The 18,706-nt window shown below is 72.8% G+C and carries 15 protein-coding genes; all 15 read left to right on the top strand.

The features are described 5' to 3' along the window. Positions 1-298 precede the first annotated feature (298 nt). On the top strand, positions 299-1,300 hold the full coding sequence (locus tag IE241_RS20670) for a GNAT family N-acetyltransferase (RefSeq protein WP_229899565.1): 1,002 nt from the start codon (positions 299-301) through the stop codon (positions 1,298-1,300). 75 nt (positions 1,301-1,375) lie between these two features. Continuing rightward, a complete protein-coding gene (locus IE241_RS20665) occupies positions 1,376-2,692 on the top strand; it encodes an ATP-grasp domain-containing protein (protein WP_229899563.1) in 1,317 nt (438 codons plus the stop codon). A gap of 62 nt (positions 2,693-2,754) precedes the next feature. After that, entirely contained in the window at positions 2,755-2,943 is a 189-nt protein-coding gene (locus IE241_RS20660) for a lysine biosynthesis protein LysW (protein ID WP_190023290.1), read from the top strand. Next, a complete protein-coding gene (locus IE241_RS20655; protein ID WP_229899561.1) occupies positions 2,940-3,824 on the top strand; it encodes a RimK family alpha-L-glutamate ligase in 885 nt (294 codons plus the stop codon). The genes IE241_RS20660 and IE241_RS20655 overlap by 4 nt, the downstream gene beginning before the upstream one ends. A 23-nt stretch (positions 3,825-3,847) precedes the next feature. After that, positions 3,848-4,489 (top strand): PLP-dependent aminotransferase family protein, encoded by a 642-nt coding sequence (locus tag IE241_RS20650; protein ID WP_190023289.1) that lies wholly within the window; start codon positions 3,848-3,850, stop codon positions 4,487-4,489. Next, a complete protein-coding gene (locus IE241_RS20645; RefSeq protein WP_190023288.1) occupies positions 4,486-5,805 on the top strand; it encodes a DegT/DnrJ/EryC1/StrS aminotransferase family protein in 1,320 nt (439 codons plus the stop codon). The genes IE241_RS20650 and IE241_RS20645 overlap by 4 nt, the downstream gene beginning before the upstream one ends. Next, a complete protein-coding gene (gene argC, locus IE241_RS20640; RefSeq protein ID WP_190023287.1) occupies positions 5,798-6,850 on the top strand; it encodes an N-acetyl-gamma-glutamyl-phosphate reductase in 1,053 nt (350 codons plus the stop codon). The genes IE241_RS20645 and argC overlap by 8 nt, the downstream gene beginning before the upstream one ends. Further along, positions 6,847-8,697, top strand: coding sequence for a M20/M25/M40 family metallo-hydrolase (locus IE241_RS20635; protein WP_190023286.1), 1,851 nt, complete (start codon positions 6,847-6,849; stop codon positions 8,695-8,697). The genes argC and IE241_RS20635 overlap by 4 nt, the downstream gene beginning before the upstream one ends. Next, the gene (locus IE241_RS20630) at positions 8,694-9,491 is read left to right on the top strand and encodes a thiamine pyrophosphate-binding protein (RefSeq protein WP_190023285.1); all 798 of its coding nucleotides are present in this window, start codon (positions 8,694-8,696) and stop codon (positions 9,489-9,491) included. The genes IE241_RS20635 and IE241_RS20630 overlap by 4 nt, the downstream gene beginning before the upstream one ends. After that, entirely contained in the window at positions 9,488-10,408 is a 921-nt protein-coding gene (locus IE241_RS20625; protein WP_190023284.1) for a transketolase family protein, read from the top strand. The genes IE241_RS20630 and IE241_RS20625 overlap by 4 nt, the downstream gene beginning before the upstream one ends. Positions 10,409-10,509: 101 nt before the next feature. Beyond that, positions 10,510-12,147 carry an ABC transporter substrate-binding protein gene (locus IE241_RS20620; protein ID WP_190023283.1) on the top strand — a complete coding sequence of 546 codons (1,638 nt, stop codon included), beginning with the start codon at positions 10,510-10,512 and terminating at the stop codon, positions 12,145-12,147. A gap of 31 nt (positions 12,148-12,178) precedes the next feature. Beyond that, positions 12,179-13,432 (top strand): MFS transporter, encoded by a 1,254-nt coding sequence (locus IE241_RS20615; RefSeq protein WP_190023282.1) that lies wholly within the window; start codon positions 12,179-12,181, stop codon positions 13,430-13,432. Continuing rightward, entirely contained in the window at positions 13,429-14,766 is a 1,338-nt protein-coding gene (locus IE241_RS20610; RefSeq protein WP_190023281.1) for a hypothetical protein, read from the top strand. The genes IE241_RS20615 and IE241_RS20610 overlap by 4 nt, the downstream gene beginning before the upstream one ends. A gap of 6 nt (positions 14,767-14,772) precedes the next feature. Continuing rightward, positions 14,773-16,128, top strand: coding sequence for a hypothetical protein (locus IE241_RS20605; protein ID WP_190023280.1), 1,356 nt, complete (start codon positions 14,773-14,775; stop codon positions 16,126-16,128). Next, complete coding sequence (gene pepN, locus IE241_RS20600) at positions 16,113-18,677, top strand: aminopeptidase N (RefSeq protein ID WP_190023279.1); 2,565 nt, start codon at positions 16,113-16,115, stop codon at positions 18,675-18,677. The genes IE241_RS20605 and pepN overlap by 16 nt, the downstream gene beginning before the upstream one ends. Positions 18,678-18,706 lie beyond the last annotated feature (29 nt).

Below are 18,706 nucleotides of genomic sequence, written 5' to 3'. Positions count from 1 at the left end.
TGCACTGCGGAAACATTCCATTCATGGAAGTGCGCAGCTCTGTGCAGCCATCTGATCCGACGTCCCCCCGCGTAGCGGCCGAGGACCGATCGGGCCGCCCACTGAACGAAGACGAGGCCGCAGCATGACCGGTCTGTCAGCCTTCACAGACTCTACCGGCGGCCTTTCCGAAAAGGAATGGGATTCGCTGGCCGGTAACCGTCTCTACTCTTTGAGTGACTGGCTCCGCTTCTGTGCCGACGATATCGGCGGGAGCGTGACGGCCGGGGCGGTCCACACGGCACAGGGCGCGGTTCCCGTGACGGCCGTAGCGGAGGAATCCAATTCCTTTTACCAGTGGGGCACGCAGCTCGCCGCGCGCGGCCTGCCCTCCCCGGCCCCGGCCGGTCTGCTGGTCGGCCAGCGGCGCGGCTACCAGACGCGCCTGCTGACCAAGGACGGCATCGAGGCCGAGCAGGCCGCGCCGGGCCTGCTGGACGGTGTCCGCAGCCTCGCGGCCGCGCTGCCCGGCACCGAACTGCTGCCCGGTACGCAGTCCGGCCCCGTCCCCTGCGTCGCGGAGTTCGTCACCACCGGCGACGCGCTCGCCCTGCGCGCCGCGGGCGTCCGCACCCTTCCGGTGCTGCTCACCACGGACGCCTGGGTCACCGTGCCCGAGGGCGGCTGGCCGGAGTGGCTCGCGACGCTGCCCTCGAAGGGCCGGCGCGACTCGGTCAAGCAGGAGGTCAAGGCCTTCGCCGCGGCCGGCTACGAGATCACCCGGGTGCCGCTGTCGGAGAGTTACGAGGAGGCCGCGGGCCTGCTCGCCGACACCCAGAAGCGCTACGGGCACCCGTACGACCTCTACGTGCTCGGCGAGTCCTTCCGGCGGCAGAGCGTGGCCATGGGCCCGCGCGCCGAGGTGCTGTTCTGCGCCCGGCCCGGCGAACGGCCGGTGGGCTTCAGCCTCTTCTACATCCACGGCGACACGCTGTACGTCCGCGCCGTCGGCTTCGACTACGAGCGGCTGGTGCGCGGCGCCGCCGAGTACTTCAACCTCGTCTACTACGCCTCGGTGCGGATCGCGCAGGAGAACGGGCTGCGCTGGATCCACCCGGGCATCGAGTCGCCGGACGCGAAGGCGCTGCGCGGTGCGCGGCTGCGGCCGCTGTGGCTGCTCGACCTCACCGAGGACAGCCCGCTGGAGGGCCGCGACGAGGAGGTCCGGGCGCACAACGCCGCCCGTCTGACGAGCCTCGGCGAGATCTCCCCGGCGGTCGCGAAGGCGCTCGAAAGCGACTTGTTCGCGCCCTTCTGCTGAGGCGCCCCCTCCCACCTCTTCGTCACCCCCCACCTTTCTGCTGCACGAGTTCCTCCACAGAAAGAGTTGTCACCCGTGTCCACAGACACCCCTTCCGACGCTTCCGGCCTGCCCGGAGCCGTGCTCTTCATGGGCGACCTGGTCGTCCTCGCACGCCAGGGCAGGCTGATCCAGGAGGCCCGCGACCGCGGTCTCGCCCCGCTCGCCGTGGTCTCCACCGACACCGACCTCGCGCGGCTCGACGCCGTACGGGCCGACCCCTCGCACACGCTGAGCGCGCTCGCCGAGGTCGTCCAGGTCGGCGACGCGCGGATCTCCGTCGTCCTGCCCGCCGTCCAGCCGCTGCTGCGCCGGTACGCCGTGCGCGGCGTGATCTCCGTGGGCGAGGTGTTCGTCGAGCCGGTGGGCGTGCTCGCCGACTGCCTGGGGCTGCCCGGCTCCGGCTCGGCCGCCGCCGTGATCTGCCGCAACAAGCTGCTGCAGCGCACCACCGTGCCGGAGTTCTCGCCGCGCTGGGAGGTCGTGCCGGCCGCCGAGCGGGCGACGTTCGCCCTCCCGGCCGACGCCTACCCCTCCGTGGTCAAGCCGGCCGGCCGGTTCTACAGCTCCGGCGTGCGCCAGGTGGAGAACCAGGCCGAACTGACCGAGGCCCTCGCACAGTTCGGCGAGGACGAGATCTCCCTGGTGGAGAGCCGCGTGACCGGCCGTGAGTTCTCGGTCGAGGCGCTGGTGCAGAACGGCGAGGTCTTCTGGTCCGGCGTCACCGGCAAGGAGACCAACGAGCACGAGGGCGCGTTCTTCACCGAGCTCTCCCACACCAGCCCCGCGGCGATCGACGCCGGGGACGAGGCGGCCCTGATCGCCGCCAACACCGAGATCCTGCGCCGCGTCGGCGTCCGGGACGGATTCACCCACGGCGAGTACCGGCTCACCCCGGACGGCCGCGTCGTCCTCATGGAGGTGGCGGCGCGCCTGCCCGGCGACGCCATCACGTTCCTGTGGGAGCTGGCGACCGGCGAGCCGGTGGAGCGCGTGATGCTCGACCTGGCCCTGGGCGAGCCCGCCTCCTACCCCGCGCCGCGCCGCCGCGCCCGCCAGCACTTCCTCGACCACCCGCACGGCGTCCTGCGCGACGTCACCGCGGACGGCGCCGAGGTCTCCTGGCCGTCCCGCGACGACCGCTGGCCGCCGTTCACCCCCGTCGCCGAGGGCGACGGGCCCGGGACGCGCGGCGTCCTGGTCGGCCGGCTGCCCGGCGACGTGCTGGGCGTCCAGCGCGACTCCGGGCACCGCTCGGCCTCCGTGATCCTCGACGCCCCGCTGGACGCGGACATCGAGGCCGCGACCAAGCAGGCCACCGGCCTGGTGACGCTGCACGTCGACCCGGCCTGAGCCGGGCCGTGCGCGCGGCGCACCACCCCACCGGAAGTACCGGACACCCGAAAGGAATGGACATGACCACCGCCATCGAAAGCCCGCAGTGCCTGGTGTGCGACACCTCGTTCGAGGTCGGCGCGGACTGGGAGAAGGGCGAGATCGTCGAGTGCGGCGCCTGCGGCCAGGAGCACGAGGTCGTCGAGAAGACCGACGCCGCCGTGCGCGTGGAGCTCGCACCGGAGGTCGAGGAGGACTGGGGCGAGTGAGCTCCGACGCACTGGAGATCCTGCTGTCGGTCACGATGCTGAGGCCGGACGAGAAGCTGCTCCTGCAGGCGCTGCGCGCCGAGGGCGTGGACGTCCGCACCGCACTGCCGGCGGATCTCGCGGGGGTACTGGCGGGGCGTTCCGCCCCGCCGGGCCTCGCCCTGATCAGGAACCTGTCCCACCGCGAGGCCATGGGCGTCGCCCGGCGCCTGGAGTTCACCGGCGTCACGACGCTCAACCGCGCGGCCACCATCGAGATCTGCAACGACAAGGGCCTGCAGGCCCTGCTGTTCGCCCGGCACGACATCCCCCACCCGGTGTCGCTGCACGCGTACAGCTACGACCAGGTCCGTGAGGCCGTCACCGCCCTGGACTACCCGGCCGTCCTCAAGCCCGTGAGCGGCTCGTGGGGTCGGGGCGTCACCAAGCTGACCGACGAGGCGTGCGTGGAGGGCTGGGTCGGCGGCCGGGAGTCCGCCGACGCCGGCGGGAAGCTGTTCCCCGTCCTCGTCCAGCAGTACATCGACAAGCCCGGCCACGACCTGCGGGTCGTCGTCGTGGGACGGACCCCGGTCGTGGCGATCGAACGGGTCTCCACCGACTGGCGCACCAACACCCACCTCGGTGCGGAGGTCCGGCGGACCGAGATCACCGACGAGATCGAGAAGCGCTGTGCACAGGTTGTGGACGCGCTGGGCGAGGGCTTCTACGGCGTCGACCTGGTCGAGGACCGCTCCACGGGCGAGCTGATGGTCCTGGAAGTGAACGCCAACCCGGAGTTCGCCCGCTCCTCCGCACAGCACGGCGTGAACGTGGCCGGCCACCTGGCCGCGTATGTCGCGGAGACCCACGGGCGCACCGGCGTCCGGACGGCCGCGTGATGACGAGGGAACAACGAGGAAACATGGACTTGTTCGACACAGCCACCGTGCTCACCCGGGTCATGACGTCCGGCGTGGTCATGAGCATCGAGAAGAGCGACCGCGAACTGCCCGGCCTGGAAAGGCTCCTGACCAAGAAGACCGGCCGGTCCAAGGCCGTGCTGCTCAACAGCCGCAGCGCCGCCGTGCACGCCGCGCTCGCCGGCCAGGGCATCGGCCACGGTGACACCGTCCACCGCCCCGGCCTGGCCGAGAAGGACCTCGCGTTCCTGAGCTGGCTCGGGATCTCCGTCGCGCAGGACTCCCCGGAGGGCACCGTCCCGGCCTTCGACCACTTCTCCCTGGACCCGGCCAACGCGGCCGACCTGGGCGAGCTGGCGGCCGCGGCCACGGCCCCGGCCCTCGTGGTGGACCTCACCGGCATCGGCTTCGGGCCCGCCGCCGCGGTGCTCACCGACGACCCCAAGGTCTGGGCCCGCGCCGAGCGTCTGAAGATCTTCGGCGCCTACGACCTGCGGACCATGTGGACCCAGCAGGAGGAGGCCGCGGACCTCGTCCCCGGCGTCCAGTTCAACTACCGGCTGAGCCCGCTCGTCGCCGCCTGCATCCGGATGGCCCTCGGCCAGGCGGTCCGGCCCCTGACCACCACCGGAGCTGAGAAGTGATCACCGACTTTCCCGACCGCCCGCTGCCGCTGCCGGACGAGGCGGACCTCGCCGCCGAACTCGCCGCCTTCGGCGGCGGCCAGATGATCCCCAAGGAGCTGCGCCGGACGATCTTCCCGGTCATCACCAAGGAGGACGTCTTCAACCTGATGCTCGCCCAGCGGTCCACGCCGGAGAAGGTCGTCGCCGACTTCGCCGAGGCCTACCGCGCCTACGTGGGCGCCAACTATGCGCTGCCCACCGCGAGCGGCACCTCCAGCCTCCACCTGGCCCTCGTCGGCGCAGGTGTCCAGCCCGGCGACGAGGTGATCGTCCCGGCGTTCACCTTCATCGCCACCGCGCAGGCGGTCGTCGCGGCCCACGCGATCCCCGTCTTCGTCGACATCGACCCGCACACGTACTGCATGGACCCGGAGGCGGCCGCCGCGGCGATCACCGACCGGACCCGCGCCATCATGCCGGTCCACGTCCACGGCCTGCCCGCCGACGTCACCGCGCTGCGCGCCCTCGCCGACAGCCGCGGCATCGCCTTCGTCGAGGACGCCTCGCACGCCCACTCCGCGAAGGTCGCGGGCCAGGTAGCCGGCTCCTTCGGCGACGCCGCGGGCCAGAGCCTGATGGCCGACAAGAACTTCCCGCTCGGCGGGGAGGGCGGCATCGCCTTCTTTAAAGAGGAGGCGTCCTACGAGCGCGCCGTCGAATACGTGCGCCGCCACGGCATCGACTACGAGATGTCCTGGGTCGCCGCCGCCTTCGGCGCCAGCCAGCTCAAGCGCCTGCCGTACTACGACGAGGTCCGCGCCCGCAACGCGGCGCTCCTGGGCGAAGCCCTGAACGAGACCGGCCTGTTCCGCGCCCCGTACGTGCCCGAGGGCCACGTCCACGCGTACAACATGTACCGGATCACGCTGCGCCCCGAGGAGGCCGGCCTGGAGGACCTGCCCGTGTGGGCGGTCAAGGAGGCCGTGCACGAGCTGCTCGTCGCCGAGGGCGTCCCCGCCCGCGAGTGGCAGAACACGCCCATCCCCTGCCACCTGCCCTTCCAGCACCGGCTCGGCTTCGGCAACGGCTACCCCTTCACCCTCAACCCGGGCGCCGTGCGCGACCACAAGCCCGAGGACTTCCCCGTCACCCTGGGGATGCTCGACAGCACCCTGGTCCTCTGCCGCGAGCTGCGCTCCCCGGTCGAGTACGAGCGGGCGCTGCGCTACGCCGACGCCTTCCGCAAGGTGGCCCGCCGCCCGGACGCGATCCGCAAGCTCGTCGAGGACCGCGACTACGTCCGGCCGTACGAGAAGGCGGCCCGCCTTGGCTGAGAGCAAGCAGGAGAAGCTCAGGGTCGCGGTCGTCGGCGCCAGTGGCTACACCGGCGGCGAGGTGATCCGCCTGCTGCTGGAACACCCGCACGTGGAGCTCGCGTTCCTCTCCGCCGAGCGCAGCGCCGGGGCGCAGATCGGCGCGGTCCACCCGTGGCTGCGCAACCACCCGGGCGCCGCGGGGCTGAAGTTCCGGCCGCTGGCCGAACTGCCGGACGTGGACATCGCGTTCAGCTGCCTGCCCACCGGTGCGCTGCCGGAGCGGCTGCCGCTGCTCGCCGAGCGCGCCAAGCGGGTGCTGAACATCGCGGGCGACTTCCGTCTGCGCGACCCGCACGACATTGCGACGCACTACCCGAAGACGGCGGCCCACCCTCCGCAGGAACCTTTCGCCTACTACGTTCCGGAGCTGTCGCCCGGCATCCCGGAGGGCCGGTTCATCAACCTGCCCGGCTGCATGGCCGTCACCACGATCTACGCGCTCTACCCGCTGCTGGCCGCCGGGCTGGCCTCCACGCGCGTGATCGTCGACGCCAAGACCGGCTCCACGGGCGGCGGACGCGGCGGCAACGAGCCCCCGGCCGAGCGCGCGGGCAACTTCCGGGTGCACAAGCTGCACGGCCACCGGCACTCCCCGGAGATCCACCAGGCCCTGGAGGAGTTCACCGGCGCCAGCCTCGACCTGCAGTTCTCCACGCACAGCCTCGACGTGCCGCGCGGCATCATGGTCACGGCCTACAGCCAGCTGAAGTCCGGGGTCGAGCCGCTGGACGTCAAGCGGGCCTACGCCAAGGCCTACGTCGGCAAGTCGTTCGTCCGGGTGCGGCCCGCGCCCAAGGCGCCGCAGGACTTCCCGATGCTCAAGGCCGTCATCGGCTCGAACATCGCCGAGGTCGCGGTGTCCGTGCGCGACGGCGAGTGCGTCGTCGTCGCCGCCCTGGACAACCTCATCAAGGGCGCCGCGGGCCAGGCCGTCCAGGCCATGAACCTCATCAGCGGCCTCGACGAGGCGGCGGGTCTGCCCAGGACGGCGGTGTCGCCGTGAAGCCCCTCTACGTGGTCAAGGTCGGCAGCGCGACCCTCGACCGCGGCGCGATCCACCAGGAGCTCGCCGGGCTCGTGGCCCGGGGCGCCCGCGTCCTGCTGGTGGCCGGCGGCGCCGTCGGCATCGAGCAGCACTACGAGGCCATCGGCCGGCCCATGCCCCAGCTGCGGCTGGCCAACGGCGACGCGGTGCGCTACTGCCCGCCCGAGGAGATGCCCCACCTCATCGACGCCTACGAGCGGGTCACCCTGCCCGCCGTCGAGGAGGGCCTGCGCGCCCTCGGCCTGAGCGCCTTCACGGCCGTCGCCTCCCGCGGCGGACTGGTCACCGGGCGCGCCAACCGCCCGCTGAAGGCCGTCACCGCCGAGGGCAAGGCCACCGTCGTCCGCGACCACCGCGCGGGCGTCCCCGAGGACGTCGACACCGTACGGCTGAACGCCCTCCTCGACGCGTACGACGTGGTCTGCCTCTCGCCGCCGGTCCGCGACCGGGACGGCGGGGTGCCGCTCAACGTCGACGCCGACGTCCTCGCGGCCGCGCTCAGCAACGCCCTGGACGCCGACCACCTGCGGCTGGTCACCGGCACCGCCGGACTGCTCACCGACCCCTCCGACCCCGCCTCCACCCTGCGCCACGCCCACCCGGGCGAGGCCCGGGCCTACGCGGGCGGCCGGATGCGGCAGAAGGTCCGGGCCGCCGAGCTGGCCCTGGAGGGCGGCTCCGCGGACGTGGCCATCACCGGCCCGCACACCATGGCGGACCCCTCCGGCTGGACCCGCTTCTGGCGGGCCGAGGAGCCGGCCGGGGACCTGACGCTGCTCAGCCGCGCCGTCGGGATCTCCTCGGTCTCCGGCGACGAGCACGAACTGGCCCTCTACCTGCGCGACTGGTGCACCGAGCACGGCATCGACGCGTTCGTCGACGAGGCCGGCAACCTCGTGGCCACCCGCGGCACCGGCGAGAACCGGCTGCTGCTCCTCGGCCACATGGACACCGTCCCGCACCGCTGGCCCGTCGAGTGGCGCGAGGACGAGCTGTGGGGCCGCGGCAGCGTGGACGCCAAGGGCTGCCTGGTCAACTTCCTGCAGGTGCTGGCCGACGCCGAGATCCCGGAGAACGGGCAGCTGCGCGTCGTGGGCGCGGTCGAGGAGGAGATCTCCTCGTCCAAGGGCGCCTTCCACGCCCGCGACCACTACCCGGCCGACGCGGTCGTCATCGGCGAGCCCAGCGGCTCCGGGAAGCTCACCCTCGGCTACTTCGGCCTCTTCAAGCTGAAGGTCACGGCGACCGTCGCCAGCGGCCACTCGGCCGGCATGGACGCGGTCTCCGCCCCGGACGCCCTGATCCGCGTCCTGGAGGACATCCGCGACGCCGTCCGCGGCGAGGCGTCGGACGCGCTCAGCGCCGTCATCGACATCAGCTGCAATACCGGCCGGGAACGCCACCAGGCCGTCGGCATCCTCAACTTCCGGGTGCCGCCGGACGCCGACCTCGCCACCCTGCGCAAGCTCGCGCTCGACCAGGCGGGCCCCGGCGCGGAGATCGAGGTGCTGCGCGCGACCCCCGGCTACGCGGGCGGCCGCACGAGCCCCCTGGCCAAGGTGTTCACCCGGGCCTTCGGTGCGGCGGGCGTCCGCCCCCGCTTCGTGGTCAAGAAGGGCACCTCGGACATGAACACCCTCGCCACCACCTGGCAGGGCGTCCCGATGGTGGCGTACGGGCCGGGGGACTCCGCGCTCGACCACACCGACGAGGAGCGGATCGGCGCCGAGGAGACCCGTACCGCCCGCACCGTGCTGGCGGACGCCGTGAGCCGGTGGTTCGCCCTGGAAGGGGGACGGTCATGACCGCAGTGCTGGAGAACGACACCTCGCTCGAGGCGCGTGCCGCCGAGGCCCGCCGGCTGGTGGTCGACATGGCGGCGAGCCCGCGCGGCTGCCACCTGGGCGGCAGCCTGTCGGTGCTCGACATCCTGATCGCGGCGCTGCACCGGGCCTCCCGCGGCGACGGCACCGAGGTCGTGCTCAGCAAGGGCCACGCGGCCGCCGGGCTGTACGCCGCCCTGCACGTCAGCGGGATCCTGCCGGAGAACCCGGCGCCGCTGTACGGACAGGCCGGCCACCCCTTCACCGGCCACCCCGGCCCCAAGGTGCCCGGGGTGCTCTTCCCCACCGGCAGCCTCGGCCACGGGGTGCCCTACGCGGCGGGCTGGGCGCTCTCCGAGCGGCTGTCGGGGCGGAACGGACTCGGGATCGCCGTCGCGGGGGACGGCGAACTGCAGGAAGGTCTGGTCTGGGAGGCGTGCCAGGTCGCCGCGGCGCAGCGGCTGGGCAACTTCGTGCTCGTCGTGGACCGCAACGGCGGCCAGAACGACGGCATGGTCGAGGACATCTCGCCGCTGCCCCACCTCGCGGAGCGGTTCGTGAGCTTCGGCTTCAACATCGCCCGCGTCGACGGGCACAACCTCGCCGCCCTGACGGCGCTGTTCGACGAGGACCGCAGGGATGCGGACCGGCCGCTCGCGGTGATCGCCGACACCGTCAAGGGCAAGGGCCTGCCGCCCGTCGAGGGCAAGGCCGGCTCGCACTACGTGACCATCGACGCCCCGCGCGCCGCCAAGTGGAAGCGGATGATCCGATGACCTTGTCAGGGCGCGACGCCTACCGCGCCGAACTCACCGCCCTCGCCGAGGCGGACGAGCGCATCGTCTGCCTGGAGGCCGACCTCGGCGGCAAGAACCACCCCTTCCAGACCGCCCACCCCGACCGGTTCTTCAATCTCGGCATCGCCGAGGGCGCCATGGTCGACATGGCCGCGGGTCTCGCGGCCGGCGGGCACCGGCCCTTCGTCTCCACCTTCGCGCCGTTCGCCGCGCTCCGGGCGGCCGAGAGCCTCAAGCTCACCCTCGGCTACCTGGGCGCGGGCGTCACGGTGGTCGCCCCCTACGCGGGCGTCTCCGGCGCCTGGTTCGGCACCACCCACCACTGCCTGGAGGACCTCGCGGTCCTGCGCAGCGTTCCCGGCGTGACCATCGCCGCCCCGTACGGCGAGGCCGACATGCGCGCCGTCGTGCGGGCGGCCGCCGAGTCCGGGCGCCCGCACTACATCCGGACCGGCCGGAACGCGGCGTACGAGAGCCTGCCGTGGTCCGGCGGCGAACTGCCGCTGGTCAACTGGGCGAACGAGGCGGCGGCGGACGAGGTCTGCCTGGTGTCGGTCGGGGAGGAGGGCACCCGCCTCGCGCTGGAGGCGACCGGGCAGCGGCCCGGCCTGGGCCACGCCCACCTCACCTACCTGGACCACCACCACCTGACGCTCGCCGCCGCCGAACTCGGTGACCGGCACCGCCGTTTCGTGGTCGTCGAGGAGCACCGGCGGGAGGGCGGCGTCGCCGAGGCGCTGGCGCTGCTGATGCCCCGCTGCGAGGTCTTCGGCGTCAACGCGGGGCACGCGTGGCCTGCCGAGGGCGGTGACCACGGGGAGGTCATGGCCGCCCTGGGCTTCGACCTTCAGGCGGTCCTCGCCGCGGCGGACCGGCTCACGCCGGCAGAGGTGTAACGCCCCGGTCCCACCCTTTCGCCGTTTCCTGGGGGGCGAGCCCCCAGCCCCCCAGGTCCCCCTCCCCCTTCGTCCACACCCATCCACAGGAGTTGTCCACCGTGTCGCAGCAGTTCGAGATCGATCACCTGGGGGAGGCCCCCACCCCCGCCCCGGACGTGCCCGGGGCGCGCCGCGGCGGCCGCGTCACCCTGCTCGCCGACGCCCCGCCGGAGCACGTCGACCCGACGCAGATGTACATCGGCACCACGCTCGGCGTCGCGCTCGGCCTCTTCCACCGGACCCTCACGGGCTACCAGGAGAGCTACGACGGCGGCCCGCGCCGCCTCGTCGGCGACCTCGCGACCGACACCGGCCGCACCACCGACGGCGGCCGGACCTGGACCTACACCCTGCGCGAGGGCCTGAAGTTCGAGGACGGCACGCCCGTCACCTCGTACGACGTGGCGCACGCGATCACCCGCTCGTTCGGCCCCAACGGCGTCTACGGCCCGCAGTTCATCCAGCAGGCCCTGGACCCGGAGCGCGCCTACGGCGGCCCCGAGGAGGACGGCCCGCAGGCGCCCGGCCTGAGCACGCCCGACGAGCGCACGATCGTCTTCTCCCTCGCCGAGCCGACCCCCGGCTTCCCGTTCTTCGCCACCACGACCACCACCACGCCGGTCCCGCGCGACCGCGACACCGGCGCGGACTACGAGACGTCGTGGCTGGCCACCGGCCCGTACAAGGTCAAGGAGCGGGTCGCGGGGGAGAAGGGTCACTACCTGCTGGAGCGCAACCCGCACTGGGACCCGGCCACCGACCCGATCCGCCACCAGTACCCGGACGAGATCCTCTGGGAGTTCGGCGTCGCCCGCGACCAGCAGACCGAGCGCCTGCTGGACCCCTCCGGCCAGGACCGCTTCGCCGTCGCGACCTTCGACGTCGCCGACGCGCACGTGGCCACCGTCCAGGGCTCCGAGGAGCTCTCGTCCCGCGTGATCGCCGGGCCGTCCGCGTACCTGCAGTACGTGTACATCAACACCCGCCGCGTCACCGACGTGGACGTGCGCCGGGCCCTCAACCACGCCTTCGACCGCGGCACCTGCGTGGAGCTCGCGGGCGGCACGGCGGGCGCCCAGTACGCCACCACGATCCTCGCGCCGATGGTCCCCGGCTACCGCCACCACGACGTCTACCCGTCGGGCGAGCACGGCGACCCGGTCAAGGCCAAGGAGCTGCTGGCCGGCAAGGAGCTGCGCCCGCTGGTCTTCGCCTACCCGGACACCCTCCCGAACGCCCCCGTGGCCCCCGCGGTCAAGACCGCCCTGGAGGCGGCCGGCTTCGAGATCGTCCTGCGCCCGGTCGACAAGGCCGCGTTCTACAGCCTGATGGGCGACGCCGAGAACGACTGCGACCTGATCTACGGCGTGTGGGGCCCGGACTTCCCGGACGCCTCCGGCGTCTTCGACGTCCTCTTCCGCGGCGACCGCCTCACCGCCCAGGGCAACATGAACCTCTCCTACTTCGACGACCCGGAGATCACCGCGGAGATCGCCCGGCTCGCCCAGGAGCCCGACCGCGCGGCCGTCGCCGAGGGCTACGCCGAGCTGGACCGCCGTCTGATGGCCGAGCACGCGCCGGTCGTCCCCGTGTACTACAAGCGGCAGTTCACCCTCTTCGGGCCGCAGGTCGGCGGGCTGTTCCTGAGCGCGCAGTACTTCGTGCCCAACCTGACCCGCGTCCACGTCGTCGCCTGAGCAGGCGGGCCGGAGAGGAGGGAAACCACCGATGAGCAGCGCAACCTCGCCCCTGCGAACGGTTTTTCAGAACAACTTCGGCGGTCTGCCGAGGCCGTTCTGGATCGTCTTCGCCGGAATGATCGCGAACCGGATCGGCACCATGGTCGTCCCGTTCCTGGTCTTCTACCTGGGCTCGCGCGGCATCAGCACCGCACAGACCGGCGGCATCGTGATCGCCCTCGGCATCGGCGGCATGTTCGGGCCGGTGCTCGGCGGTTCGCTCGCCGACCGCATCGGCCGCCGCTCCGCGGTCATCATCGGCCTGGTCGCCACCCCCGCCGGCCTGGGTGCGCTGCTCGCGGCGCCCAGCCCGGTCACGCTGGGCGCCGCGGCGGCCCTGCTCGGCCTGACGTCGGGCATCTACCGCCCGGCCGCCTCCGCGCTCGTCGGCGACGTCGTCGGCACGGAGCTGCGCGGCAAGGCGTTCAGCCTGCTGCACTGGGGCTTCAACATCGGCACGGCCGTGGCGAGCGCCGCCGCGGGCTACCTGGCGGCCCGCGGCTTCTGGCTGCTGTTCCTGCTGGACGCCGTCACCTGCCTGGCCTACGCGGTCATCGTGATCGTCGGCATCCCCAAGGACCTGCCCCGCCCCGAGGCGCCCGCCCAGGCCAAGGGCGGCGTCGGCTACGGCGTCGTCTTCCGGGACCGGCTGATGCTCGCCCACATGGGCCTGAGCACCCTCGGCATCACCATCTACACCCAGACCGAGTTCACCATCCCCCTCGCCATCCGCTCGGACGGCCTGTCGCCCGCGGTCTACGGCCTCGTCGGCGTCGCCAACGCCGTGCTGGTCGTGGCCCTCCAGCCCGTCCTCTACGGCCGGCTCGCCAAGCTGCCCCGCATCAAGGTGCTCGCCGCCTCGTGGGCGCTGATCGGCATCGGCGTCGCCTCCACCGGGCTCGCCGGCAACGCCTGGCAGTACGTCCTGACCGTGGTGGTCTGGTCGGTCGGCGAGGTCGTCAACGGCGTCGTGGCCGGTGCGATCGTCGCCGACATCGCCCCCGCGGAGGCCCGCGGCCGCTACCAGGGCGCGATCAGCTGGGTCTGGTCCGCGGCGCGCCTGGCGGCGCCCGCCACCGCGGTCGGCCTGTTCACCACCGTCGGCCCGGCCGCCCTGTGGTGGGGCTGCGCCGTCACCGGCATCCTCACCGCGCTCGCGACGCTGCGCCTCACCGCCGCCGTCGAGCGGCGCGTCAACCCCCCTCAGACCGACAACTCGAAGCTTACGGAGAAGGCACTGTGACCCGTTTCCCCACCGATCACGAGCTCGTCGAGCAGTACCACCGGCAGGACGCCCTGCGCCACGTCGTGGACGAGATCGACCGCCACCCCTCGCTGAGCAACTGGACGGGCTCGTACCTGCCCCGGCCGCTGTTCGTCGACCACCGCGAGATCGTGGACTTCGGCACCGACGTCCTGCGCCTCTTCGAGCTGATCACCTCGCTGCCCCAGCGCCTCTTCGACGGCGACCTGCAGCGCTACACGTCCACCCTCGGCATCGACGAGCAGCGGGCGAAGCTGATCACCTCGCTCGGCGGCATCAAGCCGCCCTGCTACGGCCGCGCCGACATGTACCACGACGGCACCTCGTTCAAGCTGCTGGAGATCGGCATCGCCAGCGAGGTCGGCGGCGCGGACCGCGCGGGCGAGATCCCCAAGGCCCTGATGGAGAACGAGGCGTTCGCGAAGTTCGCCGCCGACCACGGCCTCGGCTACACCCACACCGGCCGCGAGGTCGCCGAGACGCTGCGCGAGGCCGGCCGGCACCTGAGCGACTCGCCGGTCGTGGCGCTCCTGGAGGGCCCGGGCGGGCTCGCCGGGTACGCGGCCCACTGGAACACCTTCCGCGACGTGATGCGCGGCTTCGGCCTGGACTTCCACGTCGCCGAGGTCGGCGACGTCCGCGAGCGCGACGGCAAGCTCTACCTGGGCGACACCGGCATCGACGTCGTGCTGCGCTGCTTCACCGTCGAGGAGATCATCGGCGACGCGGACGGCTTCGCGCTGGTCGAGCCGGTCCTCAAGGCCCACCGCGAGGGCGGCACCGTCCTGTTCACGCCCTTCGAGAGCAACCTCTTCGCCAACAAGGGCGCGCTGGGCCTGCTCTCCGACACCCGCCACCGGGACCGCTTCACCGCCGACGAGCTGGCCGTCGTCGACCGCGTCCTGCCCTGGACCCGCTCCCTCAAGGGCGCCGCGTCCCTGGACGACGAGCTCGTCACGTACGCCCGCGACAACCGCGAGGAGCTCATCCTCAAGCCGAACGGCTACTACGGCGGCGTCGGCGTCGTCGCGGGCTGGGACACCGACGCGGACACCTGGTGGAAGACCCTCAAGGACGGCGTCGAGGACGGCTGCGTCATCCAGAAGCGCGTGATCCCGCGCTCCGAGCCGGTCCGGGACCCGCAGACCGGGGCCGTCGAGCCCTGGCAGGCCGCATGGGGCCTGTTCTACACGCCGCGCGGCTACGCGGGCGCCTACGCGCGTGCCGTCCCCGCCTTCGAGAGCCCGGTCATCGGCGTCACCGCGTACAAGAACACGCGCACCGCCGGCGTCTTCCACTACGGAGAGGTCTGACGCCCGATGACCGTCACCGAGACCTGGCTCCGGCGGACGGAGGAAGGCGACCGCGGACTGCTCGACGCCGTACGGGACGCACGGCTCCCCGAGGCGTTCGCCGAGGCCTTCGGCAAGATGCTGCTCCCGCGGCCGTTCTTCGTCCCGGAGGCCGAGATCCGCGCCGTCGCCGACGACCTGAGCGCCTTCTTCGAGCTGCTGTTCGACATCCCGCAGCGGCTCTACGACGGCGACCTCGGGCGGTACTGCGCGGCACTGGGCATCGACGCGGCCCGCGCCGCCGTCATGCGGCGGCTGGGCGACCGGCCGGCGCTGTACGGGCGCGCGGACCTCAGCCACGACGGCGAGTCGTTCAAGCTCTTCGAGCTCAACGTGGGCAGCTCCCTCGGCGGCACGGACCGCGCCGAGCTCGCCCGCGTCCTCCTCGACGTGCCCGCCTTCCGCGCCTTCGCCGATGAGCACGGTCTCGGTCACGTCCACACCGGGGAGCGCCTCGCCGCGACCCTGCGCGAGGTCTCCCGGGACCTCACCGGCGGCGCCGAGCCCGTCGTCGCCTACGTCGAGGCCAACGGCGGCCTGTCCGGCAGCACCCACCTCGCGCGCTCCTTCGCGGAGATGATGCACCGCTGCGGCATCGACCTCGTCGTCGGCGAGGTCGGGCAGCTGGAGGAGCGGGCCGGGCGGATCCACCTGCACGGCCGCCGCGTCGACGTGATCCTGCGGTACTTCACGCCCAACGAGATCGTGGACGACCCCGACGGGCCGCGTGACCTCGAACCCGTGCTGCGGGCCCACGAGGAGGGCCGCGTGGTCCTGTGGACCACGCCGCAGAGCGCCCTCTTCGGCAACAAGGGCGCCATGGCCCTGATGTCGGACCCGCGGCTGCGCGAGGGCCTCTCGGACGCGGAAGCGCAGCTCATCGACCGCATCCTGCCCTGGACCCGGCTCCTGACCCCCGAGCTCACCGACCACTGCCGCGCCCACCGCGACGAGCTCATCCTCAAGCCGCGCGCCGACTACGGCGGCGCCGGCATCGTCGCAGGCTGGGACAGTACCGACCGGGAGTGGAAGGACGCCCTCGACGCCTCCGCCGGCGCCGGGTTCATCGTGCAGCGCCGCGCCGGCTGCCGCCCCGAGAAGGTGATCGACCCCGAGAGCGGGCAGGCGGGCGAGTGGAGCGCCACATGGGGCGTGTTCCTGCTCCCGACCGGCTACGCGGGCTCCTACGTGCGGGCGCTGGAGGACGCGAGCGGTGTCGTCCGGGCCGGCACCTTCAAGACGACCACGGTGTTCCACACCCCCGACCCGGCACCTGCGGTCACCCGCAGCCCTGAGAAGGACGCGGCATGGCAGGCAATCTGACCCAGGACGAGGCACGGGAGCGCGGGCGGCTGCTCTCCGTCGAGTCGTACGAGGTCCACGTCGACCTCACCGGCGGCCCGGACACCTTCCGCTCCACCACGGTCGTACGTTTCACGTGGAACACCGAGCCGGGGCCCGGGACGGCCACGTTCGCCGAGCTCGCGGACGCGGACGTGCACGAGGCGGTCCTGAACGGGGTCCCGCTCCCCGCGGGATCCGTGCGCGACGGCCGGATCGCCCTGACGGGCCTCGCCGCCGTCAACGAGCTGCGCGTCGTCGCCGACTGCCGCTACTCGCGCACCGGCGAGGGCCTGCACCGCTTCACCGACCCCGCCGACGACCGCACCTACCTCTACAGCCAGTTCGCGACCGCCGACGCGCAGCGCGTCTTCGCGTGCTTCGACCAGCCCGACCTCAAGGCGCGGCTGGAGCTGACCGTGACCGCGCCCGACGGCTGGGAAGTCCTCTCCAACTCCGCCGTGGACGAGCCGGTGCCCGGGCCGTCCGGCACGGTCTGGCACTTCCCGCCCACCGAGCCGCTGCCGACGTACGCGCTCGCGCTCGTCGCCGGCCCGTACCACGTCGCGCACGACGAGTACCGGGCCGAGGACGGCCGGGTCGTCCCGCTGCGCGCCCTGTGCCGCGCCTCGCTGGCGGAGCACCTCGACGCCGACGTCGTCTTCGACATCACCAAGCGCGGCTTCGGCTTCCTCCAGGGCCTCTTCGCGACGCCCTACCCGTTCACCAAGTACGACCAGATCTTCGCGCCCGAGTTCAACGTCGGGGCGATGGAGAACGCCGCCTGCGTCACGGTGAACGAGAAGTACGTCTTCCGCTCGCGGCCCACCGCCCTGCTCCGCGAGCGCCGGGCCGAGACGCTGCTGCACGAGCTGGCGCACATGTGGTTCGGCGACCTCGTGACCATGCGCTGGTGGGACGACCTCTGGCTCAACGAGTCCTTCGCCACCTACGCCGGCGTGCTCGCCCAGAGCGAGGTCACCGAGTGGACCGGCGCCTGGGCCACCTTCGCGGCCCTGCGCAAGGCGGAGGCGTACCGCCAGGACCAGCTGCCGTCCACCCACCCCATCGCCGCCGACATCCCCGACATCGCCGCCACCGAGGTCAACTTCGACGGCATCACGTACCTCAAGGGCGCCTCCGTCCTCAAACAGCTGGTCGCCTACGTGGGCCGCGACAACTTCGAGGCGGCGATCCGTACGTACATCCGCCGCCACGCCTGGGGCAGCACCACCCTGGCCGACCTCCTCCGCGCCCTGGAGGAAACCTCGGGCCGCGACCTCGCCGCGTGGTCGCAGGAGTGGCTGGAGACCTCCGGCGTCAACACGCTGCACGCCGAGTACGAGACGGACGCCGACGGCCGGATCACCCGCTGTACCGTCGTCCAGGCCGCGCCCGAGAGCAGCCCCGTCCTGCGCTCGCACCGGATGGCGATCGGCCTCTACGACCGCGGGCCGGACGGGATCACCCGGCGGCACCGCGTCGAGACCGACGTCACCGGGGCCCGTACGGACGTCCCCGCGCTCGTCGGCGAGCGGCTGCCCGAACTGCTGCTCCTCAACGACGACGACCTCACCTACGCCAAGGTCCGGCTCGACGAGCGGTCCCTGCGCACCGTCCTCGGGGGCATCGGCGAGATCCGCGACCCGCTGGCCGCCGCACAGGTGTGGACGATCGCCTGGAACATGACCCGCGACGCCCTGCTCCCGGCCCGCGACTACGTCGCCCTCGTCGTCTCCGGCCTCGGCTCCGTCACCGACGCCACCCTCGCCCAGACCCTCCTGGACCAGGCCCGCAAGGCCGTCCACGACTACGCCGACCCGGCGTGGCGGGACACCGGCCTGGAGATCCTCGCCGAGGCGGCCCACGGCCTGCTGCGCACCGCCGAGCCCGGCTCCGAGCTGCAACTCGTCTACGCCCAGGCGTTCCTGCAGGCCGCGGCCTCGCCCGCGCACCTGCGCGTTCTGCGGGACATCCTCGACGGCAACGCCGGCTTCCCCGGCCTGGAGGCCGACGCCGACCTGCGCTGGGCACTGCTGCGCCGCCTCGTCGCCCGGGGAGCGGCAGGGCCCGACGACATCGACACGGAGCTGCGCGGCGACCGGTCCGCGGCCGGCGTGCGCAACGCGGTCGTCTGCCGGGCGGCGCTGCCCACCCCCGAGGCGAAGGAGGCGGCCTGGCAGCGGATGCTCGCGGCCGACCTGCCCAACAGCCTGCTGCGCGCCAACCTGGAAGGCTTCACCGAGCCGGACCACCGCGACCTCCTGGAGCCTTTCGCCGACCGGTACTTCGCCGAGGTACGGCGTATGTGGGCCGAGCGGCCCGGCGGCAACGCCCAGCGCTTCGCCCGCGAGGCCTTTCCCGCGGGCGCCGTCTCCGAGCGCACCCTCGCCTCGGCGGACGCCGCCGCCTCGGCGGACGGCGTACCGGCGGCCCTGCGCCGGCTGCTCGTCGAAGGCCGGGACGAGGTGGCGCGGGCGGTCCGGGCACGCCGGTGCGACGCCCGCAGCAGCACAACGACGCTCGTCTGACCGACGATCCTTCATTCCCTCAATCCATC

The organism is Streptomyces hiroshimensis, assembly GCF_014650335.1.
GTDB classification, from domain to species: domain Bacteria; phylum Actinomycetota; class Actinomycetes; order Streptomycetales; family Streptomycetaceae; genus Streptomyces; species Streptomyces hiroshimensis.
This window is presented reverse-complemented; position numbering and strand designations above follow the sequence as displayed.

Excerpts from the sequence above, each read along its gene's own strand:
- IE241_RS20605 (WP_190023280.1), top strand. The coding sequence starts at position 14,773 with ATGACCGTCACCGAGACCTGGCTCCGGCGGACGGAGGAAGGCGACCGC.
- IE241_RS20650 (WP_190023289.1), top strand. The coding sequence starts at position 3,848 with ATGGACTTGTTCGACACAGCCACCGTGCTCACCCGGGTCATGACGTCC.
- IE241_RS20630 (WP_190023285.1), top strand. The coding sequence starts at position 8,694 with ATGACCGCAGTGCTGGAGAACGACACCTCGCTCGAGGCGCGTGCCGCC.
- IE241_RS20660 (WP_190023290.1), top strand. The coding sequence starts at position 2,755 with ATGACCACCGCCATCGAAAGCCCGCAGTGCCTGGTGTGCGACACCTCG.
- IE241_RS20615 (WP_190023282.1), top strand. The coding sequence starts at position 12,179 with ATGAGCAGCGCAACCTCGCCCCTGCGAACGGTTTTTCAGAACAACTTC.
- IE241_RS20625 (WP_190023284.1), top strand. The coding sequence starts at position 9,488 with ATGACCTTGTCAGGGCGCGACGCCTACCGCGCCGAACTCACCGCCCTC.
- pepN (WP_190023279.1), top strand. The coding sequence starts at position 16,113 with ATGGCAGGCAATCTGACCCAGGACGAGGCACGGGAGCGCGGGCGGCTG.